Consider the following 16,594-nt stretch of genomic DNA (forward strand, 5'->3'; position numbering starts at 1 on the left):
GTTTACAACATCATCCGCATTTGCGGTTAATCGAAATGGAAAAAGTATGAAGAACTGGAAAACGCTGCTTCTCGGTATCGCCATGATCGCGAATACCAGTTTCGCTGCCCCCCAGGTGGTCGATAAAGTAGCGGCCGTCGTCAATAATGGCGTCGTGCTGGAAAGCGACGTCGATGGTTTGATGCAATCGGTTAAGCTCAATGCTGGTCAGGCTGGCCAACAGCTGCCGGATGACGCGACCCTGCGCCATCAGATCCTCGAAAGACTGATCATGGACCAGATCGTGTTACAGATGGGGCAGAAGATGGGCGTGAAGGTCTCTGACGACCAGCTCGATCAGGCCATCGCCAACATCGCTAAACAAAACAACATGACCATGGATCAGATGCGCAGCCGTCTGGCCTATGAAGGCATCAACTACAACACCTACCGTAACCAGATCCGTAAAGAGATGCTGATTTCGGAAGTGCGTAACAATGAAGTACGTCGTCGCATCACCGTGCTGCCGCAGGAAGTGGAAGCGCTGGCCAAACAGATCGGCGACCAGAACGACGCCAGCACCGAGCTCAACCTGAGCCACATCCTGATCCCGCTGCCGGAGAACCCGACCTCCGATCAAGTCGCCGCGGCCCAGGAGCAAGCGAATGCTATCGTTGAGCAAGCGCGCAACGGCGCCAACTTCGGTAAACTGGCGATCACCTACTCCGCCGACCAGCAGGCGCTGAAGGGCGGCCAGATGGGCTGGGGTCGTATCCAGGAGCTGCCGGGCATTTTCGCCCAGGCGTTAAGCACCGCGAAGAAAGGGAATATCGTCGGTCCGATCCGTTCCGGCGTCGGCTTCCACATTCTGAAAGTGAACGATCTGCGCGGCGGGACCCAGAACATCTCCGTCACTGAAGTGCATGCCCGTCATATTCTGCTGAAGCCATCGCCAATCATGAACGATGCGCAGGCTCAGGCGAAGCTGGAGCAAATTGCCGCCGACATTAAGAGCGGGAAAACCACCTTCGCTAAAGCGGCGAAAGCGTATTCTGAAGATCCGGGCTCGGCGAACCAGGGCGGTGATTTAGGCTGGGCCACGCCGGATATCTTCGACCCGGCGTTCCGCGATGCGCTGATGCGTCTGAACAAAGGGCAGACCAGCGGACCGGTACACTCCTCCTTCGGCTGGCACCTGATCGAACTGCTGGATAGCCGTCAGGTCGACAGAACCGACGCCGCGCAGAAAGATCGTGCTTACCGTATGCTGATGAACCGCAAATTCTCTGAAGAAGCGGCAACCTGGATGCAGGAACAGCGCGCCAGTGCGTATGTTAAAATTCTGAGCAACTAATATCGATGCCTGAAACCCGTAAAGTTGTTATCACTCCCGGCGAACCCGCCGGGATTGGCCCTGACCTGGTCGTGCAGCTTGCCCAGCGCGACTGGCCAGTTGAGCTGGTGATCTGCGCCGACGGCGCCCTGTTAACTGACCGAGCCCAAAGGCTCGGTCTTCCTTTATCTCTCCTGCCATACGATCCTGCGCAACCGGCCGTTCCGCAGCGTGCCGGTACGTTGACGCTGCTTAACGTCCCGCTGAGCGTCCCGGCGGAGCCCGGCGTGCTGAACGTACATAACGGCGCCTACGTGGTCGAGACGCTGGCGCGCGCCTGCGACGGCTGCCTGAGCGGAGAATTCGCGGCGTTAGTGACCGGCCCGGTGCACAAAGGCAACATCAACGACGCCGGCATCGCCTTCACCGGTCATACCGAGTTCTTCGAAGAGCGCGCGCAGGCCAGCAAAGTGGTGATGATGCTGGCGACCGAGGAGCTGCGGGTGGCGCTGGTGACGACCCATCTGCCGTTGAAAGCCATCAGCGAGGCGATAACGCCCGACCTGCTGCGCGAGATCATCACGATTCTCGATCACGACCTGCGCACGAAATTTGGTATTGCCCAGCCGCACGTGCTGGTTTGCGGACTTAACCCGCATGCTGGCGAAGGCGGTCATATGGGAACGGAAGAGATAGACACCATCATTCCGGTGCTGGAAGAGATGCGCGCGAAGGGGATGCACCTCAGCGGTCCGCTGCCAGCTGACACCCTTTTCCAGCCCAAATACCTTGACCATGCCGATGCAGTACTCGCGATGTACCACGATCAGGGCCTGCCCGTGCTAAAATACCAGGGCTTTGGCCGCGGCGTGAACATTACGCTCGGTTTACCTTTTATTCGTACCTCCGTCGACCACGGCACCGCACTGGAATTAGCGGGCCAGGGAACAGCGGACGTCGGCAGTTTTATCACGGCGCTTAATCTCGCCATCAAAATGATTGTTAATACCCAATGAATAATCGAGTCCATCAGGGCCATTTAGCCCGTAAACGCTTCGGGCAGAACTTCCTCAACGATCAGTTTGTGATCGACAGCATCGTCTCGGCGATTAATCCGCAGAAAGGCCAGGCGATGGTTGAAATCGGCCCCGGTCTCGCCGCGCTGACCGAGCCGGTCGGCGAACGCCTTGACCAGTTGACCGTCATTGAGCTGGACCGCGATCTGGCGGCACGCCTGCAGACGCATCCGTTCCTCGGGCCGAAGCTGACCATCTATCAGCAGGATGCGATGACCATGAACTTCGGCGAACTGGCGGAGAAAATGGGTCAGCCGCTGCGCGTCTTCGGCAACCTGCCGTACAATATTTCGACCCCGCTGATGTTCCATCTGTTCAGCTATACTGATGCCATTGCCGATATGCACTTTATGTTGCAGAAGGAAGTGGTGAATCGTCTGGTTGCCGGACCGAACAGTAAGGCGTATGGTCGGTTAAGCGTGATGGCGCAATATTATTGCCAGGTGATCCCGGTACTCGAAGTGCCGCCGAGCGCGTTCACCCCGCCGCCTAAGGTCGATTCCGCGGTGGTCCGTCTGGTGCCGCACAGCACGATGCCGTATCCGGTCAAAGAGATCCGGGTGCTGAGCCGCATCACCACCGAAGCGTTCAACCAGCGCCGCAAGACCATCCGCAACAGTCTCGGCAATCTGTTCAGTGTGGAAGTGCTGACCGATCTGGGCATCGACCCGGCCATGCGTGCAGAAAATATTTCCGTGGCGCAGTACTGCCAGATGGCCAACTGGCTGTCTGACAATCTGCCATCGAAGGAGAGCTAACCATGATCAATTCGCCTCGTGTTTGCGTCCAGGTGCAAAGCGTCTATATCGAATCGCAATCTTCTCCGGAAGAAGAGCGCTACGTCTTCGCTTATACCGTCACCATTCGCAATCTGGGGCGGAGTCAGGTTCAGCTGCTTGGCCGCTACTGGCTCATCACTAACGGCCACGGTCGTGAGACTGAAGTTCAGGGTGAAGGGGTGGTCGGCGAGCAACCGCATATTCCCGCCGGCGGTGAATATCAATATACCAGCGGCGCGGTCATTGAAACGCCGCTGGGAACCATGCAGGGTCATTATGAGATGATCGATATCGACGGCGCGCCGTTCCGTATCGAGATCCCTGTTTTCCGTCTCGCAGTTCCAACGCTCATTCATTAAAACAATGTCAACATACCTTATTGGCGACGTTCACGGTTGCTACGATGAACTGATCGCATTATTAGCGCAGGTTGAATTCGACCCGCGGAGCGATACGCTGTGGCTGACCGGCGATCTGGTAGCCCGTGGCCCGGGGTCGCTGGAGGTTCTGCGCTATGTCAAATCTCTGGGCGACAGCGTGCGACTGGTGCTGGGCAATCACGATTTACACTTGCTGGCGGTCTTCGCCGGCATCAGCCGCAACAAGCCGAAGGATCGTCTGAAATCACTGCTGGAAGCGCCGGATGCCGATGAGCTGCTTAACTGGCTGCGTCGTCAGCCGCTGCTCCAGGTGGACGAAGAGAAAAAGCTGGTGATGGCCCATGCCGGCATCACTCCGCAGTGGGATCTGGAGACCGCCCAGCAGTGCGCGCGCGATGTTGAAGCGGTGCTCTCCAGCGACTCCTACCCTTTCTTCCTCGATGCCATGTACGGCGACATGCCGAATCACTGGAGCAACGAGCTGAGCGGCCTGGCGCGCCTGCGCTTTATCTCTAACGCTTTTACCCGCATGCGCTACTGCTTCCCGAACGGCCAGCTGGATATGTACTCGAAAGAAGCGCCCGAGGACGCCCCGGCGCCGCTGAAGCCGTGGTTTGCCATTCCTGGTCCGGTCAGCAGTGCCTACAGCATTGCCTTTGGTCACTGGGCGTCGCTGGAGGGACGCGGTACGCCGGAGGGCATTTACGCGCTGGATACCGGCTGCTGCTGGGGCGGTGAACTCACCTGCCTGCGCTGGGAGGATAAGCAGTACTTTACCCAGCCGTCGAACCGGCAGAAAAGCCTCGACGAAGGCGAAGCCGTCGCGTCCTGAAGAAACAGGCGCACTCCCCCGGGCCCGCGCAAGCGCAGCGCCGCCGGGCAAGAACAGCGGACGCGAAGCCACTTTTGTGTCGGGTGGCGGCTAACGCCTTACCCGACCTACGTTTAGGTGCCATTTGTCAGCCGGGCAGCACTCTGGAAAAACGCATCCCGCGACAGGAGACATGGCGCAGAAAAGTAGTGGCAGCGTCATCCGCGCTGAATTCACGGCAAAGAAAACCCCGGTCACGCCAGACGCGACCGGGGTTTTTCATTGCTATCCTTCCCGCTTAACGGCGTTCGAGGATCTCAAAGCAGTAGCTGTGGGAGTTCTGCGCGTCGGCGTCATGAAACTCGCTGAACACCGATTCCCACTGGTCCGGATCGTAATCCGGGAAATGGGTATCGCCTTCCACTTCCGCATCGATATGGGTCAGATAGAGCTTCTGCGCCTTTGGCAGGAACTGCTCATACACCCGACCGCCGCCGATCACCATGATCTCTTCCACATCGCCGCAGGCGGCAATCGCTTCGTCAACGGAGGAGACCCACTGCACGCGATCGTCGCTGCCTGGCTTGCTGCTGATCACGATATTTTTACGCCCCGGCAACGGGCGCCCAATGGATTCCCAGGTCAGACGCCCCATCACTACCGGCTTATTTAATGTGTTGCGTTTGAACCAGGCGAGATCGGCAGGCAGGTTCCATGGCATGGCGTTTTCCATACCAATGACGCGATCTACCGCTAACGCCGCAATCAGACTGATCATTCATTCATTCCTGAGTACAAAAAATTGTCGCCACTATACGGAAAGCGTACAACTTCGTCGACTGGCCGGAGGGTAAAGAATAAGAAAATTTTCTGATTTGCTGGCAAGCCCACGTTCACACCGTGGGCCGCCAGAACAGGATCCAAACGAAAACAGAATGTTACTGATTAGCGTCAGGCGGAGGGCTTATTTTCCGGCTCATCGGCGATATCGCCGGTGTGCCTGCCCTCTTCCGTCCCCTGCCAACCGTGCCGCTGCACCAGCGACAGATGATGACGATCTTCGTTGATGATGCCGGTCAGCATATCGCTGGTCCGCTTGAAGACCGCCACCCGCGACGCCGCGTCGTTTTCCGCCATCGCCACCATCTCTTCGACCATCTGCAGGTTGAAACGACGGAACAGATCGGCCCGCTCGCGCGCTTCATACGCGCCGAGCCCCAGCGCCTCCAGGGTCATTCGGCCGGATTTCAGTGCCGCCTCGAAGGTTTCACGCTCCGGGGCATCAACGCCAGCCTGACGCAGCTGGATATAGTGATCGACATCGCGGGCGCGGGAGATAATCTGCAGATGCGGAAAATGCTCTTTTACCCTCGCCACCAGCTCCAGGCTGACATGCGGATCGTCAATGGCATTGATCAGTACCTCCGCCTTTTCGGCGCCGGCCGACTCCAGCAGATCGACCCGGGTGGCATCGCCGTAGAAGACCTTCATATCAAATTTGCGCAGGGTATCGACATGGTCCGGGTCGTGATCGAGGATCACCATCTTCACCCCGCTGGAGAGCAGGAGTCGCCCGGCGATCTGCCCGAAGCGGCCAAAGCCGGCGACAATCACCCGCGGCTGCTCTTCATCAATCTCGTCCGCATCCCGCGCCTGGCCGCTGGACGATTTCTCCAGACGGGTCAACAGCACCAGCAGAATGGGGGTTGCCGCCATCGACAGCGCCACCGCCAGGGTCAGCGCCTTTGCCCATTCGCCGTCCAGCACCTCCGCCATCCGCGCGGCGCCAAAGACCACAAACGCGAACTCACTCCCCTGCCCCAGCAGCACCGCAAACCAGCGGCGCTGAGCGCGAGGCACGCCAAGCGGCCTGGCGATAAGCCACAGCATCAGCATTTTTATCGCCAGGAAACCCACCAGCAAAATCACGATACGCAGCGGATGGGTGACCAGGGTGCCGAAATCAATCGACATCCCGACGCCGATAAAAAACAGCCCCAGCAGCAGGCCTTTAAACGGCTCAATATCGCTTTCCAGCGCATGGCGATACTCGGAGCTGGCCAGCAACACCCCGGCGAGAAACGCCCCCATCGCCATCGACAGCCCCACCTCCTCCAGCAACAGCCCAAAGCCGAAGACCAGGAACAGGGCCACGGCGCTGAATACTTCGCGCAGACCGGAACGGGCGACAAAGCGCAGCAGCGGACGGGTCAGATAGCGCCCCAGCACCACCACCAGCGCCAGCGCTGCGGCCACCTTCAGCGCGGAAAGGGCAAAAGCCATCAGCGAAGTGGCGCCGCCGCTGGCCGCCAGCAGCGGGATCATCGCCACCAGCGGGATCGCCGCGATATCCTGGAACAGCAGCACCGCGAAGGCGCTGCGCCCCATCTGCGATACCGTCAGATTGCGCTCATTCATCGCCTGCATGGCGATCGCGGTTGAGGAGAGCGCCAGGGTCATACCGATCAGCTCGGCCACCTGCCAACGCAACCCCAGCAGCATGCAGAAGAGGCCGATCAATACCCCACAGGCCACCATCTGCAGCGCACCGCCGCCAAACACCGAAGCGCGCAGCTTCCACAGACGCTGCGGATCCAGCTCCAGACCAATGACGAACAGCATCAGCACCACGCCAATCTCGGCAAAGTGCAGAATCGCCTCGGCGTCGGTCACCAGCCGCAGCCCCCACGGCCCAATAATACAGCCGGCGATGAGATAGCCCAGCACCGACCCAAGCCCAAGGCGGACGGCGATGGGCACAATCAGCGCCGCGGCGCCCAGGTAAATCAGCGCCTGTATCAGCGTATGGCTATCCATTCTGATGTGCCTCCTGCCAGTCAATTAAGCGTTGACGATAATGGCGGGCCTGCGCCTGCAGCGTTTCGTCATCGCAGATAAAGGTGCAGTGCATGGCGAACGGCGGCAGCCATTTCATCCCGCAGTAGAGCGCCGTGGCCTGCAGCGGCTGCGCCAGCACCGGGAAACCGGGAAACGAACCGATATCAAAGTGGCTTTCACCGCCGCCGGTGGTCACCGCCCACATCAGCGATTTACCGCGCAGCGCAATACCGTTATGGCCATAGGCCCAGCCGTGCGACAGCACTTTGTCCATCCACAGCTTCAGCAGCGGCGGCACGCTATACCACTGCATCGGGTGCTGCCAGATAACCAGATCGGCACGGGCGAGCGCCGCCTGCTCGGCGGCGACATCGATATTAAAGTCGGGATAGAGTTGATAGAGGGAGCGTATCTCTACGCCTTCAAGCGTCCCTGCTTGTTCAAGCATTCGCTTATTCGCATGCGAATGCTGCGGATAAGGATGCGCATAAATTATCAGAATCATTGATTGGCCTGCGTTAGCTCTTGTCGTAATCAGCAAGAGTGTAGACAGTTAAATGAACCGCTTACAATGATAACTGTGATTTATGTCGCGGTGGTGGACACAACGCGCGCCTGAATGGCAAACGTCAGGCCTTAATTATCCAGCTCATCCATAGATTTCACCTGATCGCGGTTAATCTGCTCCACGCGTCCGGTTTCGGCATTTTTGTAAGAGACCAGACCGGTATCATCATCCACCTGCGGTTTACCGCTGGTGACAATGGTCTTGCCGTCGGTGGTTTTGATCGACTGATTCGATGAGCAGCCGGCCACGAACATGATTGCCGTCGCTGCCAGTGCGGATGCCACCAGAATATTGTTCCGCATTGTATCCTCCTGTCTTTTCATCAATAGGTATCGTTATGGTGCTAACTATAGTTAGCCTGACCCGACAGGGGGTTAAAAGCAGAACTCTCTGAAGATGGCCGAAGCCAAAAAAATGGGCTGACGAAGTCGTCAGCCCAGGTGTGTTGCTATCCGGCCAGGCCGGAGCGCTTATTTGGTGATTTGCGCGTGCATTTCCTGAACCGAAATCACCTTGTCGGTGGCGTCAGCGTTCAGCGCCATCGCGGTGGCAAAGCCGCCGTTCAGGGTGGTGTCATAGTGCACCTTGTACTGCAGCGCGCTGCGGCGAATCAGCTTGGAGTCTTCAATCGCCTGACGACCTGCGGTGGTGTTGATGATGTAGGTATATTCGCCATTCTTGATACGGTCCTGAATGTGCGGACGACCTTCATGCACCTTGTTCACCAGACGCGGGTTGATGCCCGCTTCGCCCAGCACAATCGCCGTGCCGTGAGTCGCATCCAGCTCGAAGCCAAACTTCAGCAGCTTCGCTGCCAGGTCGACCACTCGCTCTTTGTCGCCTTCGCGGACGGAGAGCAGCGCGCGACCCTGTTTCTTCATGGTCGAGTTGCTGCCCAGCTGCGCTTTGGCGAACGCTTCGGCAAAGGTACGGCCAACGCCCATCACTTCCCCGGTGGAACGCATTTCTGGCCCTAACAGCGGGTCAACGCCCGGGAATTTGTTGAACGGCAGGACCACCTCTTTCACCGAGTAGTACGGCGGGATGATCTCTTTGGTCACGCCCTGCTGCGCCAGCGTCTTACCGGCCATCACGCGCGCCGCCACTTTCGCCAGCGGTACGCCGGTGGCTTTGGAGACGAACGGCACGGTGCGCGCCGCACGCGGGTTGACTTCAATCAGATAGACTTCGTTATCTTTCACCGCGAACTGGACGTTCATCAGACCGCGAACCTGCAGCTCGAAGGCCAGCTTCTGCACCTGCTCGCGCATCACATCCTGAATCTCTTTGCTCAGGGTATAGGCTGGCAGGGAACAGGCGGAGTCGCCGGAGTGGACGCCTGCCTGTTCGATATGCTCCATGATGCCGCCAATCAGCACCATTTCGCCATCGCAGATGGCATCGACATCCACTTCAATCGCGTCGTCGAGGAAGCGGTCCAGCAGCACTGGCGCGTCGTTGGAGACGCTGACCGCAGTCTGGAAGTAGCGGCGCAGATCCTGCTCGTCATAGACGATCTCCATCGCCCGACCGCCGAGCACGTAAGACGGACGCACCACCAGCGGGTAGCCAATCTCTTTCGCTTTCTCTACCGCCTGCTCAATGGCGGTGACGGTGGCGTTCGCCGGCTGCTTCAGCTTCAGACGGTCAACCGCGTGCTGGAAGCGCTCACGGTCTTCCGCCCGGTCGATAGCGTCCGGGCTGGTACCAATAACCGGTACGCCTGCGGCTTCCAGGGCGCGCGCCAGCTTCAGCGGAGTCTGCCCGCCGTACTGCACGATAACGCCTTTTGGCTTCTCGATGCGCACGATTTCCAGCACGTCTTCCAGGGTGACCGGCTCGAAGTACAGACGGTCGGAAGTGTCGTAGTCGGTAGAGACGGTTTCCGGGTTACAGTTGACCATGATGGTCTCGTAACCGTCTTCGCGCAGCGCCAGCGAGGCGTGTACGCAGCAGTAGTCAAATTCGATACCCTGACCGATACGGTTCGGGCCGCCGCCGAGGACCATGATTTTATCGCGGTCAACGGACGGGTTGGACTCGCACTCTTCTTCATAGGTGGAGTACATGTAGGCGGTATCGGTGGCGAATTCCGCGGCGCAGGTGTCCACGCGCTTGTAGACCGGGTGCAGGTCATACTGGTCGCGCAGTTTACGGATTTCCGCTTCCCGCACGCCCGCCAGCTTCGCCAGACGCGCATCGGCAAAGCCTTTACGTTTCAGGGTGCGCAGGAAGTCAGCGTCGAGGCCGTTGATGCCCACTTCCGCCACTTTCTCTTCCAGACGGACCAGCTCTTCAATCTGCACCAGGAACCAGCGGTCGATGTTGGTCAGGTTGAAGACGCCGTCAACCGAGAGGCCCGCGCGGAACGCGTCGGCGATGTACCAGATACGCTCAGCGCCGGCGTCTTTCAGCTCGCGGCGGATTTTGGTCAGCGCTTCCGGATCGTCGAGGCTCACTTTCGGGTCGAAGCCGGTGGCGCCCACTTCCAGACCGCGCAGCGCTTTCTGCAAGGATTCCTGCTGGGTACGGCCAATCGCCATCACTTCGCCGACGGACTTCATCTGGGTGGTCAGACGGTCATTGGCGCCGGCGAATTTTTCGAAGTTAAAGCGTGGGATTTTAGTGACCACGTAGTCGATGGACGGCTCGAAGGAAGCCGGGGTACGGCCGCCGGTGATGTCGTTCATCAGCTCGTCGAGGGTGTAACCTACCGCCAGCTTGGCCGCCACTTTGGCAATCGGGAAACCGGTGGCTTTGGAGGCCAGCGCCGAGGAGCGGGAAACGCGCGGGTTCATTTCAATAACGATCAGGCGACCGTTTTTCGGGTTGACCGCGAACTGAACGTTAGAGCCCCCGGTTTCGACGCCGATTTCACGCAGCACCGCCATCGAGGCGTTACGCATGATTTGGTATTCTTTGTCGGTCAGGGTCTGCGCCGGCGCAACGGTGATGGAGTCACCGGTGTGGATCCCCATGGCGTCGAAGTTTTCGATAGAGCAGACGATGATGCAGTTGTCGTTCTTATCGCGCACCACTTCCATCTCATACTCTTTCCAGCCGATCAGCGATTCATCAATCAGCAGCTCGTTGGTAGGAGAGAGATCCAGGCCGCGGGTACAAATCTCTTCAAACTCTTCGCGGTTATAGGCGATGCCGCCGCCGGTGCCACCCATGGTGAACGACGGACGGATGATGCACGGATAGCCGACGTCAGCCGCTACCGCCAGCGCCTCTTCCATCGTATGGGCGATACCTGAACGCGCGGTGTCGAGACCGATTTTTTTCATCGCGATATCGAATCGGCGACGGTCTTCGGCCTTGTCAATCGCATCGGCGGTGGCGCCAATCATGGTCACGCCGAATTCAGCCAGCACTCCCTGACGCTCCAGCTCCAGCGCGCAGTTCAGCGCCGTCTGGCCGCCCATGGTCGGCAGCACCGCGTCCGGGCGCTCTTTTTCGATGATTTTGCGCACCACTTCCCAGTGAATCGGCTCGATGTAGGTGGCATCGGCCATTTCCGGGTCGGTCATGATGGTCGCTGGGTTAGAGTTCACCAGGATAACGCGGTAGCCCTCTTCGCGCAGGGCTTTACAGGCCTGGGCGCCGGAGTAGTCAAACTCGCACGCCTGACCGATAACAATCGGGCCCGCGCCCAGAATCAGGATACTTTTTATGTCTGTACGTTTTGGCATGGCTCTTTTACTCCTGATTATTTCGCGGACTGACGGTATTGCTCAATTAACTCGATAAAGTGGTCGAACAGCGGCGCGGCATCGTGCGGCCCCGGGCTCGCTTCAGGGTGCCCCTGGAAGCTGAACGCCGGCTTGTCGGTGCGATGGATCCCCTGCAGGGTGCCGTCGAACAGCGACTTGTGGGTTACGCGCAGGTTGGCCGGCAGCGTCGCCTCATCCACGGCGAAGCCGTGGTTCTGGGCGGTGATCATCACCACGTTGTTATCAATATCTTTCACCGGGTGGTTGCCGCCGTGGTGGCCGAACTTCATCTTAATGGTCCTGGCGCCGCTCGCCAGCGCCAGCAGCTGATGGCCGAGGCAGATGCCAAACACCGGAATATCGGTCTCGAGGAATTTTTCAATCGCCTCGATAGCGTAATCACACGGCGCCGGGTCGCCAGGGCCGTTGGAGAGGAAAATGCCGTCCGGATTCAGCGCCAGCACATCCGCCGCCGACGTCTTCGCCGGCACCACCGTCAGGCGGCAGCCGCGGTCAACCAGCATGCGCAGGATGTTGCGTTTCGCGCCGAAGTCATACGCCACGACGTGGAACGGCAGCTCGCTTTCCGCTTTCGCTTCCGGCAGGTCGCCCGCCAGGGTCCAGCTGCCTTGCGTCCAGCTGTAGGTTTCTGCGGTGGTCACTTCCTTCGCCAGGTCCATGCCATTCAGGCCCGGGAACGCTTTCGCTTTTTCCAGCGCCAGCTGGGCATCCGGGCTGTCGCCCGCGATGATGCAGCCATTCTGCGCCCCTTTCTCACGCAGCAGACGCGTCAGCTTGCGGGTATCGATATCGGCAATCGCCACGATGTTATGGCGCTTCAGATAGGAAGAGAGGTCTTCGGTACTGCGGAAGTTGCTGGCAATCAGCGGCAGGTCGCGAATAACCAGACCCTGAGCATGTACCTGAGAAGATTCTTCATCGGCGGCGTTGGTGCCGACATTACCAATATGAGGATAAGTAAGAGTGACGATTTGGCGGGAATAGGAAGGATCAGTGAGGATTTCTTGATAACCGGTCATTGAAGTATTGAAAACGACTTCCCCAACCGCCGTGCCGGTTGCCCCGATGGCCCGACCGTGAAACTGGGTTCCGTCTTCCAGAACCAATAGCGCTGACTTAATCAAAACATCCTCCAGAGAATATCCACTCACTTTATTTGCATATTAATTCATAAACACGATCTGAATCAATGCAAATCTGTTGCCCGCAGATTTTTGGCAAACGGCGGCATTCTGGAGAGATGTCGGATAAAAGTCAACTTAAAGCGGAGATTTTTAATGTCATTTTACGCCACTGGCGCATAACACGTGATTTTTACGCCAAAAAGATCAACAAACCTGGCTGAGAAAACGCTTGCGGACGGCGAAGAGTGTAAAATCTGGCGCTGGACGGCAAAAAAGTGGACCAGATGGTCAAAATTTACATTTCATTCACTTAAAAACCGAACAACACCCTAACTTATAGCCCATTCAGAAAAATAACAACCTAAAGCGGCCAAAAATAAAAAAGGGCAACAAAATATTGCCCCTTGCATCAATAACTTATTGATAGCAATAACCACATCACGATGGGTAATAATCGTTATAAACTATTCAGATCCAGCACATCACGCATATCAAAGAGTCCGCTTTTCTTGCCTTTCAGCCACAATGCAGAGCGAGCCGCGCCATTAGCAAAGGTCATTCGACTGGAGGCTTTATGGGTGATCTCGATACGTTCGCCAATATCAGCAAACATCGCCGTATGCTCCCCGACGATATCCCCCGCGCGGACGGTGGCGAAGCCAATGGTGCCCGGGACGCGTTCGCCAGTGTGGCCTTCACGGCTGTAGACCGCGCAGTCCTTGAGATCTTTGTTCAATGCTCCGGCGATCGCTTCGCCCATCGCCAGCGCGGTGCCTGACGGCGCATCCACTTTATGCCGATGGTGCGCTTCGATAATTTCGATGTCGGTGTAGTCGCCCATCACCTTCGCCGCCTTCTCCAGCAGCTTTAACAGGACATTGACGCCGACGCTAAAGTTAGCGGCGAAGACAATGGCAATCTCCTGCGCGGCGTCGCGAATCGTCTGCTTGCCGGCGTCGTCAAAACCGGTGGTGCCGATGACCATCCCTTTGCCGTGGTCGCGGCAAAACGCCAGATGGTTCAGCGTGCCTTCCGGGCGGGTAAAATCGATCAACACGTCGAAATCATCTTTTACCGCCGTCAGGCTGCTTTGCACCGTGACGCCCGCTTTGCCGGCACCCGCCAGCTCGCCGGCGTCGCTGCCCACCAGGCTGGACCCTTCACGCTCCAGCGCCGCGCCCAGCGCCACTCCATCCATCTGCAGCGCAGCCTGAATTAACTGGCGTCCCATCCGGCCGCCCGCGCCGGCGATGGCCACGCGGATTTGTGCATCATGCATAGCTATTCTCTTTTGTTAACATTACGTAAATTGTTTTCAGAGTAACCAGCCCGTCAACGGGCCGCTACTCAAAAACGCCGATAATTAGAAATTTATGACAAACGGCGGACGATATCAGTAAAAACTATACGATTGTGCCGCAATTCCTCGTTTACGCAGTGATAACCAGGATGGCGAATGATGATGCCCCGCCCGCCGGTGCGGGCGAAGGCCATGTTGCAGAGGGTTACAGCGGGAAAAGCGCGCCGGCGGGAAACGCGGATAAAAACCAGGTCACCGCCAGCAGATCGGCGCTACCGCCGGGGCTGAGGTGGCGAGCAATCAGATCGTCATCAAACTGGCGCAGCGCCTCCAGGCCACCGTCAGCCAGTACGCCGCCCTGCCACAGCAGCCGCTGCGCCTCCTGCTGGACATAGTTCAGCCCGGCCAGCCCGCCGCGAGACACCAGATTGGTGTCATCATTCCATGCCATCAGATGCAGCAGGGTTTGCAGCAGCGCCAGATTGCTGTCGCCAGTCTCCTCCATCATGCGGTTAAAGACCGGTAATGCCTGGGTGCGCACGGTCAGGAATCCGCTCTCCGCCTCGCCGCGGGCGCCGGAGAAACCGTAACGCAGAAAATGAATCCCGCCTTTGCTCAGCCGTTCCCCGCTGGCGGAGGATAATTCCTGCATAACCATGCCGCGACAGAAGCGCGCCACCTGGTCGCAGAGCCGGTGCTGTTCTATCGGCTCGCCTTTCGAAACCAGCCTGCCCGCCGCCGCGCTGAGCAGGCCAAAAGCGAAGATCGCCCCACGATGGGTATTCACCCCGCCGGTGACCTCCAGCATATCGTTCTCGCAGGCCATTCCCACCGGCCGCAGCATCATCAATACCTGCTCCGGCGCGACCGCCGCGGTATCGTGGCCCATGGTAAAAAACTTCTCCATCCACGGCGCCACCACCGCGGTACTGGCCTCAAACGAGGCCAGATCCATATCCCGGTGCGCGCCAGCGTTACGAATATCCACCAGCCCGGGCTTTGGGGTCAGGCGAACTTCGGTCAACAGCGCGCGCTCTACCGCGCTGACCACCTCTTCGGCGCTCAGTGGTTTCCCGCGTAGCACACGCGGAGGTTGAATTAACACGTCGCTCATAGCCTTTCCCCTCTGCGCTTAGTCGCTGTTTTTCACCTGATGGATCACATCGATGACCGAACCGTCGCGATAGCGGACTACCGCCACCACCCGATCGGTAAATTCGATCGCCTTCGGTTTGCCCGTCAGTAGCTCCGCGCGCTGCTGCAGTTCCTCAATGGTCATCAGCGGAATACCGGCGTTGCGTAAATTGTCGATCAGGTCCTGGCGCGCCGGGTTTACCGCAATGCCATGGTCGGTGACCAGCACATCCACGCTGGCTCCCGGCGTCACGCGGGTCAGCACTTTTTCCACGACGCAGGGAATGCGGCCGCGAACTAACGGCGCGGTAATGATGGTCAGATCCGCGCCGGCGGCGGTATCGCTATGTCCGCCTGACGCGCCGCGCAGCACGCCGTTGGAGCCGGTCATCACGTTGACGTTAAAGTCGGTGTCAATTTCCAGCGCGCTGAGCATCACTACGTTTAAGCGCTCGCAGGAGGCCCCTTTGGAACCCGGGCTGGCATACTGATTGGTAGAGATTTCGACGTGGTTCGGGTTCTGCGCCAGCGAGCGCGCCGCATCGCCATCGAACGATTGGGTGTCGAGCAGCGTTTTAATCAGCCCTTTCTCATGCAGGTCGACCATCGTCCCGGTGATGCCGCCAAGGCCGAAACTGGCGGTAATGCCGTTGCGGCGCATTTTGTCTTCCAGGAAGCGGCTCACCGCCAGCGAGGCGCCGCCGGTGCCGGTCTGCAGCGAGAAACCATCTTTAAAGTAACCGGAATGTTCAACCACTTTCGCCGCCTGGCGGGCGATCAGCAGCTCGCGCGGGTTGCTGGTCAAACGAATGGCGCCCGCGGTGATTTTTTGCGGATCGCCCACTTCGTCCACCTGAACGATCAGATCCACCTGATCCTGGGCGATACTGGCCGGGTAGTTAGGGTAGTCCACCCACTCTTCGGTCAACAGCACGACGCATTTGGCATGTTCCGCATCAACGCGCGCGTAGCCCAGCGAGCCGCAGCGCGACTTACCGCTAAAGCCGTTGGCGTTGCCAAACTCATCGCAGCAGGGAACGCCGAGGAACGCCACGTCAATGGACAGCTCACCGCTTTGGATCAGCTGTACGCGACCACCGTGAGAGTGGATCTGCACCGGATTTTCCATCAGGCCGGCGGAGATCTCCTCGCCAAGCTTGCCGCGCAGACCGGAGGTGTAGATCTGACGGATCACGCCGTTTTTAATATGCTCAATCAGCGGCCAGTGGGCGTCGATCAGCGAACTGGACGCCAGGGTCAGATCGCGAAATCCCATCTCCGCTAGCTTCGCCACCACCATATTGACCACTTTGTCACCGCCGCGAAACGCGTGGTGGAACGAGATGGTCATGCCGTTTTGCAGGCCGGAGCGACGGATTGCCGTTTCCAGCGAGTCGCAGATTTTACGCTGACGCTTTTCCGTCTCACTAGCCAGCCACGGACTTTTCGCCGTCACGCCGTTGTAAGGGGTCAATCCTTCCGGCATCACGTACTGCTGATTAAGCATTGCTACTGTCTCTTTCATCTTATTCCCC

The 16,594-nt window shown here is 58.5% G+C and carries 14 protein-coding genes; 5 read left to right on the plus strand and 9 right to left on the minus strand.

What is annotated here, in order from left to right; translation table 11 throughout:
• The first annotated feature begins 46 nt into the window (after window positions 1-46).
• The 5 genes from surA to apaH are packed head-to-tail and all read left to right on the plus strand — an operon-like array spanning window position 47 to window position 4,379.
• Window positions 47-1,333: a peptidylprolyl isomerase SurA gene (gene surA / locus KHQ24_RS10580; RefSeq protein ID WP_211777263.1), complete on the plus strand. Its 1,287-nt coding sequence runs from the start codon at window positions 47-49 to the stop codon at window positions 1,331-1,333.
• Window positions 1,334-1,338: 5 nt separating this feature from the next.
• The gene (pdxA, locus tag KHQ24_RS10585; RefSeq protein ID WP_023319708.1) at window positions 1,339-2,328 is read left to right on the plus strand and encodes a 4-hydroxythreonine-4-phosphate dehydrogenase PdxA; all 990 of its coding nucleotides are present in this window, start codon (window positions 1,339-1,341) and stop codon (window positions 2,326-2,328) included.
• Window positions 2,325-3,146, plus strand: coding sequence for a 16S rRNA (adenine(1518)-N(6)/adenine(1519)-N(6))-dimethyltransferase RsmA (rsmA, locus tag KHQ24_RS10590; protein WP_065878099.1), 822 nt, complete (start codon window positions 2,325-2,327; stop codon window positions 3,144-3,146). Before pdxA ends, rsmA begins: the two co-directional genes overlap by 4 nt.
• Window positions 3,147-3,148: 2 nt before the next feature.
• A complete protein-coding gene (gene apaG, locus KHQ24_RS10595) occupies window positions 3,149-3,526 on the plus strand; it encodes a Co2+/Mg2+ efflux protein ApaG (RefSeq protein WP_004204274.1) in 378 nt (125 codons plus the stop codon).
• A gap of 4 nt (window positions 3,527-3,530) precedes the next feature.
• On the plus strand, window positions 3,531-4,379 hold the full coding sequence (gene apaH, locus KHQ24_RS10600) for a bis(5'-nucleosyl)-tetraphosphatase (symmetrical) ApaH (RefSeq protein ID WP_004204272.1): 849 nt from the start codon (window positions 3,531-3,533) through the stop codon (window positions 4,377-4,379).
• A gap of 277 nt (window positions 4,380-4,656) precedes the next feature.
• On the opposite strand, the gene folA is transcribed toward apaH, so the two are convergent.
• The 9 genes from folA to citF all read right to left on the minus strand — a co-directional run bounded on the left by folA (window position 4,657) and on the right by citF (window position 16,584).
• The gene (folA, locus tag KHQ24_RS10605) at window positions 4,657-5,136 is read right to left on the minus strand and encodes a type 3 dihydrofolate reductase (RefSeq protein WP_004204271.1); all 480 of its coding nucleotides are present in this window, start codon (window positions 5,134-5,136) and stop codon (window positions 4,657-4,659) included.
• Window positions 5,137-5,309: 173 nt separating this feature from the next.
• On the minus strand, window positions 5,310-7,175 hold the full coding sequence (kefC, locus tag KHQ24_RS10610) for a glutathione-regulated potassium-efflux system protein KefC (RefSeq protein WP_004204270.1): 1,866 nt from the start codon (window positions 7,173-7,175) through the stop codon (window positions 5,310-5,312).
• On the minus strand, window positions 7,168-7,701 hold the full coding sequence (gene kefF / locus KHQ24_RS10615; RefSeq protein WP_004204269.1) for a glutathione-regulated potassium-efflux system oxidoreductase KefF: 534 nt from the start codon (window positions 7,699-7,701) through the stop codon (window positions 7,168-7,170). Before kefF ends, kefC begins: the two co-directional genes overlap by 8 nt.
• Window positions 7,702-7,832: 131 nt before the next feature.
• On the minus strand, window positions 7,833-8,066 hold the full coding sequence (locus KHQ24_RS10620) for a YgdI/YgdR family lipoprotein (protein ID WP_002888059.1): 234 nt from the start codon (window positions 8,064-8,066) through the stop codon (window positions 7,833-7,835).
• Window positions 8,067-8,234: 168 nt separating this feature from the next.
• Window positions 8,235-11,459, minus strand: a complete 3,225-nt coding sequence (gene carB, locus KHQ24_RS10625; protein ID WP_004204267.1) for a carbamoyl-phosphate synthase large subunit — start codon at window positions 11,457-11,459, stop codon at window positions 8,235-8,237.
• 17 nt (window positions 11,460-11,476) lie between these two features.
• Entirely contained in the window at window positions 11,477-12,625 is a 1,149-nt protein-coding gene (gene carA / locus KHQ24_RS10630) for a glutamine-hydrolyzing carbamoyl-phosphate synthase small subunit (protein WP_004204266.1), read from the minus strand.
• A gap of 457 nt (window positions 12,626-13,082) precedes the next feature.
• Window positions 13,083-13,904, minus strand: coding sequence for a 4-hydroxy-tetrahydrodipicolinate reductase (gene dapB / locus KHQ24_RS10635; protein WP_211777264.1), 822 nt, complete (start codon window positions 13,902-13,904; stop codon window positions 13,083-13,085).
• 226 nt (window positions 13,905-14,130) lie between these two features.
• Window positions 14,131-15,039: a triphosphoribosyl-dephospho-CoA synthase CitG gene (citG, locus tag KHQ24_RS10640; protein WP_211777265.1), complete on the minus strand. Its 909-nt coding sequence runs from the start codon at window positions 15,037-15,039 to the stop codon at window positions 14,131-14,133.
• Window positions 15,040-15,057: 18 nt separating this feature from the next.
• A complete protein-coding gene (gene citF, locus KHQ24_RS10645) occupies window positions 15,058-16,584 on the minus strand; it encodes a citrate lyase subunit alpha (protein WP_004204263.1) in 1,527 nt (508 codons plus the stop codon).
• Between the last annotated feature and the right edge of the window lie 10 nt (window positions 16,585-16,594).

Source organism: Klebsiella sp. 54 (genome assembly GCF_018223875.1).
In the GTDB taxonomy this organism is placed as follows: Bacteria; Pseudomonadota; Gammaproteobacteria; order Enterobacterales; family Enterobacteriaceae; genus Klebsiella; species Klebsiella quasipneumoniae.

What these genes read in the sequence shown, in the direction of transcription:
- citG (WP_211777265.1), bottom strand. Translation starts at nt 15,039, where the DNA reads ATGAGCGACGTGTTAATTCAACCTCCGCGTGTGCTACGCGGGAAACCA.
- KHQ24_RS10620 (WP_002888059.1), bottom strand. Translation starts at nt 8,066, where the DNA reads ATGCGGAACAATATTCTGGTGGCATCCGCACTGGCAGCGACGGCAATC.
- pdxA (WP_023319708.1), top strand. Translation starts at nt 1,339, where the DNA reads ATGCCTGAAACCCGTAAAGTTGTTATCACTCCCGGCGAACCCGCCGGG.
- carB (WP_004204267.1), bottom strand. Translation starts at nt 11,459, where the DNA reads ATGCCAAAACGTACAGACATAAAAAGTATCCTGATTCTGGGCGCGGGC.
- apaH (WP_004204272.1), top strand. Translation starts at nt 3,531, where the DNA reads ATGTCAACATACCTTATTGGCGACGTTCACGGTTGCTACGATGAACTG.
- kefC (WP_004204270.1), bottom strand. Translation starts at nt 7,175, where the DNA reads ATGGATAGCCATACGCTGATACAGGCGCTGATTTACCTGGGCGCCGCG.
- surA (WP_211777263.1), top strand. Translation starts at nt 47, where the DNA reads ATGAAGAACTGGAAAACGCTGCTTCTCGGTATCGCCATGATCGCGAAT.
- folA (WP_004204271.1), bottom strand. Translation starts at nt 5,136, where the DNA reads ATGATCAGTCTGATTGCGGCGTTAGCGGTAGATCGCGTCATTGGTATG.
- citF (WP_004204263.1), bottom strand. Translation starts at nt 16,584, where the DNA reads ATGAAAGAGACAGTAGCAATGCTTAATCAGCAGTACGTGATGCCGGAA.
- apaG (WP_004204274.1), top strand. Translation starts at nt 3,149, where the DNA reads ATGATCAATTCGCCTCGTGTTTGCGTCCAGGTGCAAAGCGTCTATATC.
- kefF (WP_004204269.1), bottom strand. Translation starts at nt 7,701, where the DNA reads ATGATTCTGATAATTTATGCGCATCCTTATCCGCAGCATTCGCATGCG.
- dapB (WP_211777264.1), bottom strand. Translation starts at nt 13,904, where the DNA reads ATGCATGATGCACAAATCCGCGTGGCCATCGCCGGCGCGGGCGGCCGG.
- rsmA (WP_065878099.1), top strand. Translation starts at nt 2,325, where the DNA reads ATGAATAATCGAGTCCATCAGGGCCATTTAGCCCGTAAACGCTTCGGG.